This is a genomic window from Gemmatimonas phototrophica, assembly GCF_000695095.2.
GTDB lineage: Bacteria > Gemmatimonadota > Gemmatimonadetes > Gemmatimonadales > Gemmatimonadaceae > Gemmatimonas > Gemmatimonas phototrophica.
The window spans coordinates 367,978-382,913 of sequence record NZ_CP011454.1; the positions used below are offsets into that span (position 1 = coordinate 367,978).

General features: G+C 65.9%; 13 protein-coding genes. 8 read left to right on the forward strand and 5 right to left on the reverse strand.

Annotated features, from left to right (window positions below; translation table 11 throughout):
• Positions 1-8 precede the first annotated feature (8 nt).
• The gene (locus GEMMAAP_RS01625; RefSeq protein WP_026849165.1) at positions 9-1,724 is read right to left on the reverse strand and encodes a class I SAM-dependent methyltransferase; all 1,716 of its coding nucleotides are present in this window, start codon (positions 1,722-1,724) and stop codon (positions 9-11) included.
• Positions 1,725-1,816: 92 nt separating this feature from the next.
• Entirely contained in the window at positions 1,817-2,815 is a 999-nt protein-coding gene (locus GEMMAAP_RS01630) for a sigma-70 family RNA polymerase sigma factor (RefSeq protein WP_043580137.1), read from the reverse strand.
• Positions 2,816-2,914: 99 nt separating this feature from the next.
• Between GEMMAAP_RS01630 and GEMMAAP_RS01635 the strand changes: the two genes are divergently transcribed.
• Positions 2,915-4,210, forward strand: a complete 1,296-nt coding sequence (locus GEMMAAP_RS01635) for a metal-dependent hydrolase (RefSeq protein ID WP_026849166.1) — start codon at positions 2,915-2,917, stop codon at positions 4,208-4,210.
• Between the two features lie 116 nt (positions 4,211-4,326).
• Here GEMMAAP_RS01635 and GEMMAAP_RS01640 read toward each other — a convergent pair whose 3' ends face one another.
• Both GEMMAAP_RS01640 and GEMMAAP_RS01645 read right to left on the reverse strand, forming a co-directional pair.
• Entirely contained in the window at positions 4,327-5,925 is a 1,599-nt protein-coding gene (locus GEMMAAP_RS01640; protein ID WP_075071381.1) for a serine hydrolase domain-containing protein, read from the reverse strand.
• A 59-nt stretch (positions 5,926-5,984) separates the two neighbouring features.
• Complete coding sequence (locus tag GEMMAAP_RS01645) at positions 5,985-7,100, reverse strand: saccharopine dehydrogenase family protein (RefSeq protein ID WP_043580138.1); 1,116 nt, start codon at positions 7,098-7,100, stop codon at positions 5,985-5,987.
• Between the two features lie 154 nt (positions 7,101-7,254).
• Here GEMMAAP_RS01645 and GEMMAAP_RS01650 point away from each other — a divergent pair, with 154 nt between their 5' ends.
• Positions 7,255-8,121: a bifunctional transcriptional activator/DNA repair enzyme AdaA gene (locus tag GEMMAAP_RS01650; protein WP_043580139.1), complete on the forward strand. Its 867-nt coding sequence runs from the start codon at positions 7,255-7,257 to the stop codon at positions 8,119-8,121.
• Positions 8,122-8,157: 36 nt separating this feature from the next.
• On the opposite strand, the gene GEMMAAP_RS01655 is transcribed toward GEMMAAP_RS01650, so the two are convergent.
• A complete protein-coding gene (locus tag GEMMAAP_RS01655) occupies positions 8,158-9,537 on the reverse strand; it encodes a c-type cytochrome (RefSeq protein ID WP_053333930.1) in 1,380 nt (459 codons plus the stop codon).
• 169 nt (positions 9,538-9,706) lie between these two features.
• On the opposite strand from GEMMAAP_RS01655, the gene GEMMAAP_RS01660 reads away from it, so the two are divergent.
• The 6 genes from GEMMAAP_RS01660 (at position 9,707) to GEMMAAP_RS01685 (ending at position 14,933) form a co-directional block, all read left to right on the forward strand.
• A complete protein-coding gene (locus tag GEMMAAP_RS01660; RefSeq protein ID WP_053333931.1) occupies positions 9,707-10,315 on the forward strand; it encodes a phosphoglycerate mutase family protein in 609 nt (202 codons plus the stop codon).
• Positions 10,316-10,583: 268 nt separating this feature from the next.
• Positions 10,584-11,282, forward strand: a complete 699-nt coding sequence (locus GEMMAAP_RS01665; RefSeq protein ID WP_158514687.1) for a FecR family protein — start codon at positions 10,584-10,586, stop codon at positions 11,280-11,282.
• Between the two features lie 60 nt (positions 11,283-11,342).
• Entirely contained in the window at positions 11,343-11,864 is a 522-nt protein-coding gene (gene mog, locus GEMMAAP_RS01670) for a molybdopterin adenylyltransferase (protein WP_026849170.1), read from the forward strand.
• Between the two features lie 33 nt (positions 11,865-11,897).
• Positions 11,898-12,095 (forward strand): Trm112 family protein, encoded by a 198-nt coding sequence (locus GEMMAAP_RS01675; protein ID WP_026849171.1) that lies wholly within the window; start codon positions 11,898-11,900, stop codon positions 12,093-12,095.
• 3 nt (positions 12,096-12,098) lie between these two features.
• Positions 12,099-13,268, forward strand: a complete 1,170-nt coding sequence (locus GEMMAAP_RS01680) for a cystathionine gamma-lyase (RefSeq protein WP_053333932.1) — start codon at positions 12,099-12,101, stop codon at positions 13,266-13,268.
• Positions 13,269-13,304: 36 nt separating this feature from the next.
• A complete protein-coding gene (locus GEMMAAP_RS01685; protein WP_043580142.1) occupies positions 13,305-14,933 on the forward strand; it encodes an amidase in 1,629 nt (542 codons plus the stop codon).
• The last annotated feature ends 3 nt before the right edge of the window (positions 14,934-14,936 follow it).

A 14,936-nucleotide genomic window follows, 5' to 3' on the forward strand; every position in this document is an offset into this window, starting at 1 on the left:
GGGCGGCGTTACCGCATCGCCACAAAGAACTGGTACATGCCCCAGAACGTCGCGGGATGGCGTTGTTCGAACCGGGCCCACGCCTCGAGATGCCTTGCGGCACCGGCGGCGGGGTGCTCCCTCCGGAAGGCCTGTTGGATGTGGACCGGGAGCTGGAAGCCGAGGAAGCGGAGCTGTAATGCGTCCAGTTCCTCGGCGAGGGCCGGAATGGTGTACGTGCATTCCTGCACATGCATTACCAGGTCCCGACAGCCACTGAGCGAGAAAAAGTCGGTGGAATCGGTAACCGGCCGGGCAGCATGAGTGGCCGGGAGTGCCAGCAGTTTTTCCCGCGCGCGACGGACATCGTGGTCGGTCCCTGACCGTCGCTCATCCTCCAGCAGGCGGCGCGCCACCGTCACGGCCTGACGCGCGGTCTCACTGTACAGCGCAATCTTCATGATGCCCTGCGGATGCAGGCGCTTCGTGAGCTGCTGCCAACCTGCCCGTGGCTCCTGCAGGTGATGCAGTACGCCGGAGCAGAAGATCATGGCGAATTGCTCGGGCAAGGCGTCGAGGGCCAGGATATCCCCGTGCATGAATTCGACGTTGTTGATGCCCAGCGCCTGCGTTTGTCGTGCGGCAAAGCCAAGACTGGCGTGGCTGAGGTCGAGCGCCAGCAGCTGTGACGAGGGAAAGCTGCGCGCCGTGTGCGCCGTCTGTCGCCCGGTGCCGCAACCGGCAATCAGCAGGCGAAGGGTTTCCGGTGGTGCCGGGCGGCCGGTGAGCTCGGTGACCAGTGCGGACACGGTGGTGACGCGCGGGGTTCCCACGGTGGTCCATCGTGGATACGGGTGTGCTTCGTACATCGCACGCACCCGGGCCGATGTGTCCGTGGTGCTTGCCGGTGAACCGGTGTCGAGCGATGGCATGGCGTTGACCCGCTGCTGCTCATCCAGCCGCTCATGCACATGCGTGGTGATGATGGGCTCTATCCACTGGCCAAAGGGGTGCCAGCGGTCGTCCGGGATGTGCGCCAGCAGTTCCCACGATGGCAGATGGGTAAGCCGTCGATAGAGCGCGTACAGCAGCAGCATGGGCGCCGGCGTGTCACCGTACGCCCCAGCTGACGCAGCGGTGGTGAGCCACGAGGCGAGGTAGGCGTGTGCCGCGTTGACGAACTCGCGTTCATCGTCGAGCTCGCGCCACGCATACTCGCCGTTGAACGCCGACTGCCCCAACAACCACACGGCATCCCAGTGCCAGGGCTCCGTCGGCATTTCCCCTGTATGCAGCGCCAGCAGCACCCGTCGCGCAAAGGTACATACCCGCTCCGTGCGTAGACTGGAGATGACCACGCGCGGCAGCAGGGCGCGCACCAACGGCGCGGCACAGAACGTCTGCAATGCCGGGGCGAGTTGCTGCTCGTCGACCAGCGCTTCGGGAAGCGTGCTCCACCGCTCAAGTGCCGCGAACTCCGGCGTTGATTCAAGAAGCCCCAGCACCGCGCGCGCGATCTGCTGTGCATCGATGGCGGCATCCTGCAGCAGATCGAGCAGGACCCGATGAATGACCTCATTGCCGCCGTTCAACGCGACCCCTTCCAGCAGCTGCGCCAACAGCTGCTTTTCTTCGGCGGCGGTGAACGCCCGGTTGGGCGCCCCCAGCGCGTTGAAGAGCAGGATCAGGGCATCAGTGGTGCGACCGGCGGCATGAAGGTCGAGCGCATCGCGGGTGGTGGACATGCCGGGGAAACTACATCCGTCACCACATCGCGTGCGCGTGATCGTGTGCGTGATCGCGTGCGCTTCCACACGGTCACCGCCTGCAACGAGGGCTACCGCGCTGCGGTCACTCCGGTTTCGAGGGTGAGCGGCACGCCGAACTTGGGGAAGTAGGTGGCGGTGTCGAGAAAGTAGGTCATGCTGCCAATGCGGTCGCCGTCGAGGTCGAGCACCACGAGGGCCCAGGGTTGGGCGCCCCCGTTGCGATACTGGGCAAAGGCGGGCATGCCATTGGCCTGGGTGGGTACGAGCCGCGACCCCTTGCATCCGCACCCACGTCCTTCCAACCAGTCGGCAATGTCGGCGCGCCCCTGCAGCCACAGGTCGTAGGGCGGCATGCACATGGTGGCGTCTTCGCGCAGCAGCATGGTGAGCCGCGGCACATCGTAGGCTTCGAAAGCGGCGACAAACTGCTCAACCAGCAGCTGTTGCGATGCGGTAAGGGCACCGGGACTGGCACCGGTCCCGCGACGCTGCAGGTCGCTCAGTCGGTCCAGCTCCTGCATGCTGCGCCGCTCGGCCAGCGTGGCGCGCGCCCGCTGCAGCGCACTGTTGACGGCCGCGACGGTCATGTCCAGCGATTCGGCAACTTCGGCGGCCGACCAGTTGAGTACCTGGGTGAGGATGAGCGCGGCCCGCTGGCGAGGGGGCAGATGCTGGAGCGCCGCCACGAAGGCCAGCCGGATGCTTTCGCGGAGCACCGCCTGCTCGTGCGGGTCACTGTCGGCCGGGATGACCGACAGGTCGGGGATGGGCTCCACCCAATATTCCGCCGGCCTGGTGGCCAGCTCTTCGCGGGTGTTCCCGACGGGACGCATATCGAATGGTCGCCAGCGCGGCGAGCGTCCGCTGAGGACATCGAGGCACACGTTGGTGGCGATGCGATGCATCCAGGTGGACAGCTGCGCGCGCCCGTCGAACGACTCCCGCGACTTCCACGCCCGCAGCATGGTTTCCTGCACGGCGTCTTCGGCATCGGTGAGTGAGCCGAGCATGCGATAGCACAGACCCGTGAGGGCTGGGCGAAAGCGATCAAGATCGGAAGCGTGCATGAATCGGCAGGCGATGACGGGGCGGGGCGCGCGCGAACTGACGGACGAGCAACGGACGAGCAATTGACAGCGCTGCGCGAACAGGGCAAGTAGCCAAGCGTGGACAACGTAACGCATGGACTCGCGGGTCTGCTGGTCGCCGATGTGGCGCGGCAGGTCCTGACAGCACAGGGGACCACGGTGGGCACGAGACTGTGGCGCGCGTTGAGCGTGCTGGGTATCGTGGCCGCCGAGTTCCCCGATAGCGATCTCATCTACTCCGGCCCCGTGCTGGACATGGGATCCATGGGCTACCTGCTGCATCACCGAGGGCACACGCACACCATCGTCTGGGCAGTGGTGAGCGCCCTGCTGCTCTGGCAGGTGGCACGGTGGTGGGTGGGGCGCGCTGGAGAGCCCGTGCCCCGCGCGGCCTCGCGCACGCTGTTGGTGGTGGCCCTGGTGGGAACGCTGTCGCATCTGCTGCTGGACTATACGAACAGCTATGGCGTGCATCCCTTCTGGCCATTGGACGGCCGTTGGTACTACGGGGATGCGGTGTTCATTGTGGAGCCGTGGCTCTGGCTGGTGGCCATTCCGCCGCTGTTCTGGAACCGGCCGCGGGGCATTGGGCGGGTTCTGCTGCCCCTGTTCCTGGTAGCCATTCTGGCGGCGGTGCTGCTGCTGGGGCAGGTCGCGCGGGATGTGTCCGTGGTCCTGCTCGTGTTCGCGGCGCTATGGGCAGTGGGGCAGCGTTTCCTGTCTGTCACCGGACGCACGGTGTCGGGGGTAGTGGCGTGGCTGCTGGTGACGGTGGGCTTTTTCGTGGCCTCGTCGCGGGCCGAGGCGCGGGTACGCGATGCGGTGACGGTTGCGAGTGCGGCCAGTGGTGAGCGGGTGTACGATGTGGTGCTCAACCCGGGACCGGGTGACTGGGGGTGCTGGTCGGCCATGGTGGTAACGGGTACCGACAGCAGCTATCGGGTAACCACCGCATTCGTGGCTCCGTTTGCGTCGGTGCGGCCGCTGTCCACGTGCACGAGTGGCTATCTCACCGGGCGACTGGGGGCCGATGTGCTGGGTGCCCTGACGGTCCGCGACGTGGTGCCGTTTCTCGCCACGCCGCAGGTGCAATGGCGTTCCACGTGGCGCACCTCACGACAGGCGTTGTCCGCGCTGTATGCGACCTGCGAGGGATACGCCGCGTTGCACTTCATGCGGGTGCCGCTGTTTTTTGCCACCGGGAGCGGATATTCGCTCGACGACGCCCGCTTTGGATTGGGGGGCGGGTTCAGTCACGTGGACATTCCCACACCCGGGTGCTCACGGGGGACGTACTGGGTCCCGGGGTGGGTGCCGCCGCGGGGGGATTTGGTGGGGGGCCCTGATCAACTGGAAACTGAAAACTCCAACTGACAACTGACCACTTCCACTGACAACTGAAAACTCCGTGCGGGCCGCGGGAAGTTTTCAGTTTTGAGTTGGAGTTTTCAGTTCTCAGTTCGAGTTCTCAGTTGTCAGTTCTTCCCTAATCACCCCACCTGCCGGCAAACGGCGACGGGGCCTGGTTTGTAGTCGGCGGGCGCGGCAAAGACGCCAAATTCCTGCACGCGCGCGGGTTCGGTGGGGGCGAGGGTGATGCGCACGCGCAGGACCCCGGTGGCGCACGACAGACGCCATTCGCCGCGCAGGGCATTCTCGGCCCACATGGCGCCATCGGCGCGGCAGTTGCCCCCGGCGGCCTGCACCAGGCGGGCAATGGCGGCCGCTCGACGTGGCGCCGATTCATCACGATAGAGATTCATGGCCGCAATGCTATCGGCGAGCGGCTGCGTCCACCCCACGGTAATGAGCCGCGTGACCTGCTCGTGCATGACGGCGAGCACCGGTGAGGGCTGCACACGGCGTGGCGTGAGTCCGCCGCTGCGCACGAGTACTTCGTAGGCCGCATCAATGGGCCCGTTCCAGCCGGTGTACGTGAGATTGCCCAGTGCGATGATGCCTACGCCGTGTTCGGGGAGCCAGCGCATCTGTGACCCGAAGCCTGGCAGGCCACCACTGTGCGCCACGATGTGGTTGAACAGGCAATTCTGCGACACCCGCAGGCCATAGGCATACCCGCCGCTGGTGAGACTCAGGGTGCCGTTGGCCGAGCGTACGGCACTGGCCGGTGCGAGACGCCATACCTGCTGCATCTCACGCAACGACGAGCGCTTGAGCACCGGCGATTCGGCGCCGTCACGGGCGGGCCACGCGCTCAGCATGAGTCCTACCCAGCGACTGAGATCGGCACTGGAGGTGAGCATGCCGCCCATGGATCCGAACGAACCATCAGGCAGCGGCGGTTCTTCAAGCCACTGACCGTCTTGCAGGCGATAGCCATGCGCAACTCGAGCGGCCGGCACATCACGCGCTTCCATGGTGGTGCTGGTCATGCCGAGCGGGCGCAGCACTTTTTCCTGGATGTATTTCGCGTAGGGCATGCCGCCCACGTTGACCACAATGCGGCCAAGAATGGCGAAGCCGAAGTTGCTGTACTCGTACGCGACGCCGGGAGTATTGGAGAACGGAATGCCTTCGCGCATCATGCGCGACAGATCCGCTTCACTGGCCGACAGCTGCTGGTCGCCCCACGGATTGTCCTCGGGGAAGCCGGCGGAATGCGACAGCAGATGGCGCACCGTGACGCGCGGGGCGTCGCTGGTGGCATAGTGCAGCTGCCGCATTTCGGGAACGTACTTTTCCGCCGGATCATCGAGTGACAGCTTGCCGGCATCGCGCAGCTGCAGAATGGCCAGGGCGGTAAAGCTCTTGGTCATGCTGGCAATGCGGAACACGGTACTGGTGTCCACGGCGGCCTTGGAGGGGACCTCGCGCAGGCCGTGCGCGGCGACGTGCAGCAAGCGGCCGTCGACAATGATGCCGTAGGCGATGCCGGGGGCGCGCGTGCGTTCCATGAACGTGCGCATCACGCTGTCCACGGCCGGAATGGCGCGCGTGAGTTTGCCCAGCCGGTCGGGATCGTTGAACGCAGGCGTTGGCGCCACGCTCGACTGTGCGGCAGCAAGCGTGGGCGCGAGGGAGAGCGCCACGGCGACGGAGCGGGCGCGGGATGTCAGGCGAGTTGGCATGGGGAGGAAGTGCACTCCGAATAGTCGTTCGTCAATGCACGAGCCGGTACGGTGCGAGGCTACCTCGAGGACCCCGATGCCAGCTGCACATCACACTCCGGCAGCGATTCCAGGAAATGCGCCCCGAAGGCGGAGCTGGGGGTGTGGTAGCCGGGTTCTGGCGGGTGCACCAATACGCGTTGGGCGCACTCGACGGCGGCGATGGCGGTAAACCGGTAGCCTTCGGGCGTTACGGCGGTGCCTTCCAATGTCCGCCCGTCGGGGTGCGTCACCCGCCCCCAGATTTGCATGCGTGCGCGGGCGCGCACGGCGGCGTTGGGGCCGCTGACGCGCGCATCAATCTGCCGCTCCACGAGTCGCCGCACCGCAGGAATATCCAGCAGCGGTTGCAGGGCCCCTTGCACCGTCATGCCCAGTCGCGCGCTCACGGGGAGGGCGAGGTACGTGTGGATGGTGGGGATCTTGGTGGACCACTGCGCGGTGCTGACATCGCCCCACGGAATGGTGACCGACGTGCGCGGTTTGTCCCGGAACGGGATGACCCGCGTACGCCAGGCGCGGGGGACGGGAATGATGACGCCGTCCTGCCGGATGGCGCCGCCCTCTCCGCCGCCGAGGAGCATGGTTTTGAGCGTACCGCGACTGAAGCCACCTCCACCCGCGAATGCCAGTTCCAGCTGCGTGGCACCAGGCAGCGCGGCGGCGAGTCGGGCCGCCAGGCAATCGGTGGGAACCACATCGAATCCCACGCCCGGCAGTATGACGATTTCGCGCTGACGCGCAGCGGCATGACGATGCCGGCACGCTTCAAACACGGCAATCTCGCCCGTGATGTCGAGATAGTGCGCGCCCACTTCCAGGCACGCCTGCACCATCAGACCGCTGGTGCGAAAGAACGGCCCGGCGCAGTGCAACACCACGCTGACCCCGTCGAGCATCATCAGCAGTTCGTCGTGCGGCACCGGCGGCAGCGTCCCAGGTGGTGTGAGACGTGGCCGTCCCGGTGCGTGGCCGCTGAAGAGCGAAGCGACTCTCACCTCCAACCCGTACTGTCGGGCCAGTGGCATCAGCGCGTCGGCGCGTCGCCCGGCCAGAACGGGGCGGAGCCCACGGCGGACGCACTCCTCGACAATGAGTTGGCCGGTAAATCCATTGGCACCGTAGATGAGCAGCATGCGGAGCAATATGCGAGATTGCGCACATTCCGCACGATTCGGAGTGTGAGCCGCGGCTCATGCGTGTTGTATGGAGGGACATGCGGTGCGTCCTTCTACCGAACTCATCATGCCACCCGAGTCTGTTGCCCCGTTGGTCTTCCCTGATTCCGCGATGCCTGACCGGTCCCCCAAGCCGCCGTCCCCCGAACTGGTTGCGCGCATGCAGCGACTGGCGGCATTCATCGTGGCCAATGCGGAGCGGTCGCTGCCGTTGGCGGTGCTGGCCAAAGAGGCGGCCATGAGTGCGCACCATTTTCAGCGCGTGTTCACGGCGGTCCTCGGCGTGAGTCCTCGGCAGTACCAGGCGGCGCAACGGCTGCAGCAGTTCAAAACGCGCCTGCGCGACGGCGAGGCGGTACTGACTGCCACGTATGAGGCGGGGTATGGCTCCACGAGCCGGGTGTACGAACAGGTGACGGGCGGGCTGGGAATGACGCCGTCGGCGTATCGGGCGGGCGGTGCCGGCGAGAGCATCACGTACGCGGTGCGCACCACGGCGTTTGGTCAGTTGCTCATGGCAGCCACCGCCCGCGGTGTGTGTCTGGTGGAGTTCGGCGATGATGGCGATCTCCTGGTGGCGCGACTGCACGATGAGTTTCCGCGCGCGACGCTGGTGCCGGCCAGTGAATCGGCGCGTGAACCTCTCGACGCCTGGATGGATGCGTTGGACGCGCATGTGGTACAGGGGGCCCCGCGCCCGGAGTTGCCCCTCGATCTTCGCGGGACCGCGTTTCAGATCAAGGTGTGGCGCTTTCTCCTGAGCGTGAAGCCGGGGCGCGTGGTGAGCTACGGCGAACTCGCCGCGGCCATTGGGCATCCGGACGCCGTACGCGCCGTGGGGAGTGCCTGCGGGGCCAATCGTATTGCGGTACTCATTCCCTGTCATCGCGCACTGCGGGCCGATGGCAGTCTGGGTGGCTATCGCTGGGGACTGGAGCGCAAGCGCGTGTTGCTGGACAACGAAAAGCGGGGAGGCTGAGCGCCTCCCCGCTGGTGCTGCTGTTCATGACCGACGTCAGTTGCCGGTTTTCAGTTTGCGACTGGGGACGGTGAAGAGAAAGCCGGTGTACTGCATTTCTTCCCAGGTCTGATCGCCCCATTTCACGTTGATGGACGCGTCGGGGTTGCTGGGGTTGGTGGCCGAATTGTCGTACCAGGCTTTCGAGATGAGCTTGGCGCCGGCGGGAATTTCGAGTGGCTGCTTGAAGAAGTAGTACGTCTGCCAGTTGAAATCGTAGCGTGGTACGTCGAGCACCGTCTTGCGCGTGCCGTCGGCGAGTTGCAGTTCGTACGTCCACTTCTTGCCACGCAAATGCGTGTGTGGCAAGAGGCCGTGAATCATGACCGGCTCGGTAGGTTCGAGGACCGCTTCCACTGCCACGTTGTTGTTGCCGGCGGGCAAGGTGAAGGCGCCGTTGATGAAGGCGCTCATGCGCATTTCTTCCGAGGGCGCTTCGGTGGCGAACCGGAAGCCCACACTGGTGCGATCGGACATTTCATGACCGTGCGCCGTGTAGTGCATTTGGAAGGTGAGCACCGTGCCCTTGCGCACGCGAATGGCGGTGCCGGCCGGCATGTACATGGTGTTGGTACCGGGCGCGGTACCGCCAATGAGCGTGCCCAGCTGCCGCGGCGGCGGATTCTTGTCGCCGGGCTGACGCGGTGGGTCGGGGGGCGTTTCGTAGTGCGGCTGATTGACGAACAGAGGCTTGGGGCGCGCGGCCGGCGCCGCACCCGGTGCCGGTGCCGCGGTGGCGGTGGCGGCGGTGGTGACCTGCGTCTGCTGCGGCTGCGGCACCTTGGCGTACACGAGCACGTGGTGCACCACTTCGCGGGCGCCCGGCATGAACTCAATGGCCGTCACCCATTTGTCTTCGGTGAAATTCGTGGGAATTTCGAAGTACTGATAATCCACCGTACCCTTGGCGGGGACCGTGAAGTCGGTGGGCATGGTGACGATGGCGTCGGGCTTGCCAAGCTCCCAACCGGTGGTGTAGACCGGCTTGGCGGGCTGCTTTTTCAGGTCGCCCGGCTTGGCCCCGCCATCGATCCAGCGGAGAATGGTGCTCTTGTCGAGATCGGAGAGGCGGCGGTCATTGCTGAAGGTGCCGTGCGGACCCTCAGCGTGCCACGGCGGCATGTAGCCGGTTTTGACCGCGTCGCGGATATCCTTGACGTTCGCCTTGGCGCTGTCGTAGTCCATGAGCGAGAACGGCCCCAGTCCACCCTGTCGGTGGCAGCTGGTGCAATTCTCGTACAGAATGGGGGCGACGTCTTTGGCAAACGTCGGCGTGGCGTCCTGCGCCACCAGTGGTTCGCGGAACTGCAGCGATACGGCGCCAACCGTGATGGCCCCAACAAGGGCAATGGCCGGGGCACGCTGAAGAAAGCGCATGCAGGGACTCCGGTGGAATGAGGCAAGGGAAAATGCTGACCAGTACAAGCTAGGGCGAGGGGATCGAGCGGCCAGTGAAGAATGCGCCATGTCACGCGGCGCTAGATTGCGAGGAGCACGTTGGACCCAGGGTGCCGACGGCCCATTCAGCCTTTTGACCGGACATTCGATGATGCGCGTGGCAGATCAGAACGGACAGAGCGCCCAGCGGTGGGCATGCTCGTGGCGCCTGCTGGTCCTGGCGGTGGCTGGTGCGGTGAGCGTGCTGGCGATGCCGCGTGGCGTGCAGGCGCAGCCCTCGCTGGTGGTGCTCGTGCGTCATGGCGAGAAGCAGCCGGCGCCCGCTGACGATCCGTCGCTGAGTGACGCCGGTGTGGCGCGGGCGAGGGCGCTCAACGCGGCGCTGGCCGACGCCTCGCCCACCACCATCGTCGTGAGCCCGCGGAAGCGTACCGTCGAGACCGCCGCGGTGGTGCTGCAGCGCGTTGGGGTGGTGCCAACGGTGATTCCCCTCAACGGGCAGCACGTGCAAAACGTGGCTGCGGCCATTCTGCAGGCCAAAGGGGTGGTGCTGGTGGTGGGACACTCCAACACCATTCCAGCCATCGTGAACGCCATTGCCGGCACGACGCTCCCCGACCTCTGTGATGCCAGCTATGCCACCTTGTTTCTGGTGACCCCCGCCAGTGCCGGTCGCAAAGCGCAGCTGGTGAAATCGTCGTACGGCACCCCCGACACGATTGGTGCTGATCAGTGCGCTGGCATGACGCCGAAGTAACACGCGTAACTGCACTACCCGCCCCTGCGAGACGCGTCTTGTCCCAAAGGGTTTGCGATTCTGGAACGGCGCGTACATGGTGAGCAACGCTGTTCCCTATTCCCGCCAATACCCCGTGCCTCTCTCCTCTCTCCCCTCCTCCTCCCCCTCCCCGTCAACGGAATCGGCTGTCCCGACTTCCGATCGGTCCGGGCGAGATCCGTTGGGTGGGGGCCGCCGTTGGTGGCTGCTGCTGGGCGCTGGAAGCCTGGGGGTGGCGGCTCTCGTGTTGAGGACCGAGCGAGAACATGTGGCCCGCACGGCGCTGGAAAGCGGCCCGCTGCATGTGACGGTGCCCGCGGGTGCGCCAGCGCGCACGATTCCCCTGGCCGACGGTTCGCGCGTGACCCTGGCTCCGGGGAGTTCCATCGATAGCCGCGGCCCGTTTGGCGGGGCGGCGCGCACCGTGGATTTGCAGGGCGAGGCGGTGTTTACTGTCGCCACTGGTGAGGCGCCCTTTGTGGTGTATGCCTCGGGCGTTCGGGTGGAAGATGTGAGCACCGCATTCCTGGTGCGTTCGCTACCGGTGCGGGAGGGTGGGCGTACCGTGCCGGGGGTGCTGGTGGCCGTCACGCAGGGCAGTGTGCGGGTCAGTGCCCACGGATTGGCGTGGGCGGTGCCGGAGGGGCGCGGCCTCATGGTAGACAGTGCGGGCGAGCATGTGGCCATGGACCACAGCGAGGCGCTCAAGAGTGTCGCCTGGACCGGCGGGGCCCTGCTGTTTGAGCACGAGCTCATGCCCGAGGCGGTAGAGCGACTGGAGCGATGGACCGGGTTTCGCATTGTGCTCGATTCCGCGTACCGTGACACTCGGCTCTCCACGGCCATTGAGGGGGCGTCGCCCACGGATATGCTGGAGCTCGTGGCGCAGGCGTTACACGGCCGGGCCATTGCCCGCGGTGATCACTGGGAGCTCCGCCCCAACTGATCACGGGACCGCGGGGGGCCGAACGGCCCCCCGCGGCGCGTCGATCCCTTATTTTAGATGATGCTTCCCCTTGGCATCGTCACCATCTCCGATCGCGCCACCGCCGGTGTGTACGAGGACAAGTCCGGCCCGGCCATTCGCGAGGTGTATACGCGCTGGCTGGCCATGCCGTGGCAGGAGGCCTATCGCCTCGTGCCCGACGAGCAGCCGGCCATTGAAGCGGCGCTCTGTGAACTGGCGGATGTGGTACGCTGTCCGCTCATCGTGACCACTGGTGGCACCGGGCCGGCGCCGCGAGACGTCACCCCGGAGGCCACCATGGCGGTGTGCGACCGGTTGCTGCCGGGGTTTGGCGAGCAGATGCGAGCGGAGAGTCTCAAGACCGTCCCGACCGCCATCCTCTCGCGACAGATTGCCGGCACCCGCGGCGGTTCCCTGATCATCAATCTGCCAGGGAAACCCGCCGCGATCGAAGAATGTCTGCGCGCCATCTGGGCCGCCGTGCCGTACTGCGTGGAGCTCATTGGTGGCCCGCGCTTTGTCTGTTCCGATACCGCGCCCCGCTACCATCGCCCGTCGTAATTGTCGAACCGTGTTCACCCTCTTCCGTACACCATGAGCCTCGCCCCTGAACTGCTCAAGATTCTCGTCTGCCCCAAGAGCAAGGCCCCACTCGAATACCACGCCGGTCCGCCGGAGGTGTTGGTGTGCCGGGAGAGCCGGCTTGTGTACAAGGTGCAGGACGGGATTCCCGTGATGCTCATTGAAGAAGCCGAGCCCCTGGACGACGCCATGTATCCTCCCGCGGCGTAATCGATGACCGCACGGGATGTGTCGAACGACGCGGCCACGTGGCAGAGTGCCACGCGCGTGGTGCGCGCCGGTCTACCAGAGAAAGTGGCGGGGACCCCGTACCTGCCGGGGCCGGTGTTCGCGGCCCCCTACCACACGCCGGGTGATCCGTTGCTGTCGCCGTACACCTACGGCCGGTTTCACAATCCTTCGTGGACGCACTACGAAGCGGCGCTGGCCGAAATGGAAGGCGGGCCCTGTCTGCTCTTCCCCAGTGGCATGGCGGCAACGGCGGCGGTGCTGGCCACGCTGGTGCCACCGGGCAGTACACTCGTCATGCCGCAGGAGTGCTACTACACCACGCGCGTGATTGCGTCACAGCCGTTTCCGGGCGCCTGGTTCGCGTCGCAGGGGATCAAGGTGGTGATGGCGCCCACCGCTGGCGATGGTCTGTTGCGCGCGCTCGAACAGGAAGCCGCACACGGTGTGGCGATGCTGTGGCTGGAGACGCCCACCAACCCCGGGCTTGATGTGTGCGACATTGCGTTGCTCGCGGCCAAGGCGCACGAAGTGGGTGCACTGGTCGCCGTCGACAACACCACCGCCACGCCGCTCCTGCAGCAGCCGTTGGCGCTGGGAGCCGATGTATGTGTGGTGTCGGATACCAAAGCCATGACCGGGCACGCCGATCTGGTGCTGGGGCATGTGGCGGTGCGCGACGCGCAGCACGCCGAACAGCTGCGCCTCTGGCGCACGCGCATGGGGGTCATTCCGGGCCCCATGGAAGCGTGGCTCGCGCATCGCTCGCTGGGCACGCTCCACGTGCGGCTCATGCAGCAGTGCCGGTCGGCCATGGCCATTGCCGAATTCCTCAGCGGCTGTGCGCAGGTCTCGGGGGTGCGGTATCCGGGGTTGCCCAACGACCCCTCACATGCCATCGCCGCAAAGCAGATGAAGGCCTTTGGCGGCGTGGTGAGCTTTGAGCTCCCGTCGGCGGAGGCGGTTGCCCATTTCTTTGCGCATTCCCGGCTGGTGTACGAAGCCACCAGCTTTGGTGGCCTGCACACCAGTGCTGAACGCCGTGCCCGCTGGGGAGGCGATGCGGTCTCCGACGGGTTTGTGCGGATGAGCGTGGGGCTGGAGGATGTGCACGACCTGATTGCCGACCTGACGACGGCGTTGGCCCGTCTCTAGTCCGGCCACTTTCTTACGTCTCTGTCCCCGCCACTCATGTCTGACGGATTTTCCCGCCGCGGCTTTCTGGCTACCTCCTCCGTTGCGGCGGCGGGGCTCGCTGTTGGTGCGTCCGCGGCGCCCGCGGAGGCCTCGTCCGTTGTTGAGAATGCCCCCGACCAGCCAAAGCCATTCGCCTTCGATGAGGCGACGGTTGGTGAGCTGACCGCCCGCATGCAGCGCGGCTCGCTCACCTCCCGCGCGCTCACGGCGGCGTACCTGGAGCGCATTGCCGCGGTGGATCGGGCCGGTCCCACGCTGCGCAGCGTCATTGAAGTGAACCCCGACGCGTTGCGCATTGCCGAGGAGCGTGATGCCGAGCGTCGCGCGGGCACCATTCGCGGCGTGCTGCACGGAATCCCGGTGCTGGTGAAGGACAATCTCGACACCGGCGACCGCATGCAGACCACCGCCGGGTCACGGGCGTTGGTGGGTACGCCGGCCTCGGCCGACTCCACCGTCGTGGCCAAGCTGCGTGCCGCTGGAGCGGTGCTGCTGGGAAAGACCAACCTCAGTGAGTGGGCCAACTTTCGCAGCACGCGCTCCACGAGTGGCTGGAGTGGTCGCGGCGGGCAGACGAAGCATCCGTATGTGTTGGATCGCAATCCGTGCGGCTCGAGCTCCGGAACCGGGACGGCGATTGCCGCCAACCTGGCTACGGTGGGCATTGGCACGGAAACGGATGGCTCGATCATCTGTCCGAGCTCCATTTGCGGACTGGTTGGGCTCAAGCCGACGGTCGGGTTGGTAAGTCGCGCCGGCATTGTGCCCATTTCGGTGTCGCAGGATACGGCGGGCCCCATGACGCGCACCGTAACCGATGCGGCGCTGGTGCTGAGTGTGATTCGCGGTCGTGATGAGCGCGACGCGGCCACGGTGCAGCAGACCCTGCCAACGGACGATTACGTGAAGGCGCTGCGTCCTACGGCGCTGGAAGGCGCGCGCCTTGGGGTGTCACGCAACATGGCGGGCTTTCACCCTGCGGTGGACGCAGCATTCAACGCGGCCATTGCCGTACTGCGGGCCGCTGGTGCAGTCATCATTGACCCGTGCAACGTGCCCACAGTTGGCAAGTATGATGCCGCCGAGCTGGAGGTCTTGCTGTACGAGTTCAAGGACGGCCTCAACGCCTATCTGGCGTCGCGCGGCGACACGGTGAAGTACCGCACGCTGGAGGCGCTTATGGCGTACAACACCGAGCATGCCGCTGAAGAGATGCCGTGGTTTGCGCAGGAGTTGTTTGAGCAGGCGCACGCCAAGGGGACGCTGTCGGATGCCGCGTATCAGGAGGCGTTGCAGACGTGTCGCCGGTTGTCGCGCGACGAGGGGCTCGATGCGCTGTTTGCGCAGCACCAGCTGAGTGCCGTGATTGCGCCATCCAATGGACCGTCGTGGACTACCGATTGGGTGAACGGTGATCGCTACAGCGGCGGGAACTCCAGTGTGGCGGCGGTGGCCGGCTATCCTTCCCTCACGGTGCCCATGGCGTATACCGCCGGGTTGCCGCTCGGGCTGTCCTTCATTGGAACGGCGTACACCGAGAGCACCCTGTTGGGACTGGGCTATGCCTTTGAACAGAAAACCAAAGCGCGGCGTGTTCCCACGTTTGTGCGCTCCCTCTCGTAACCG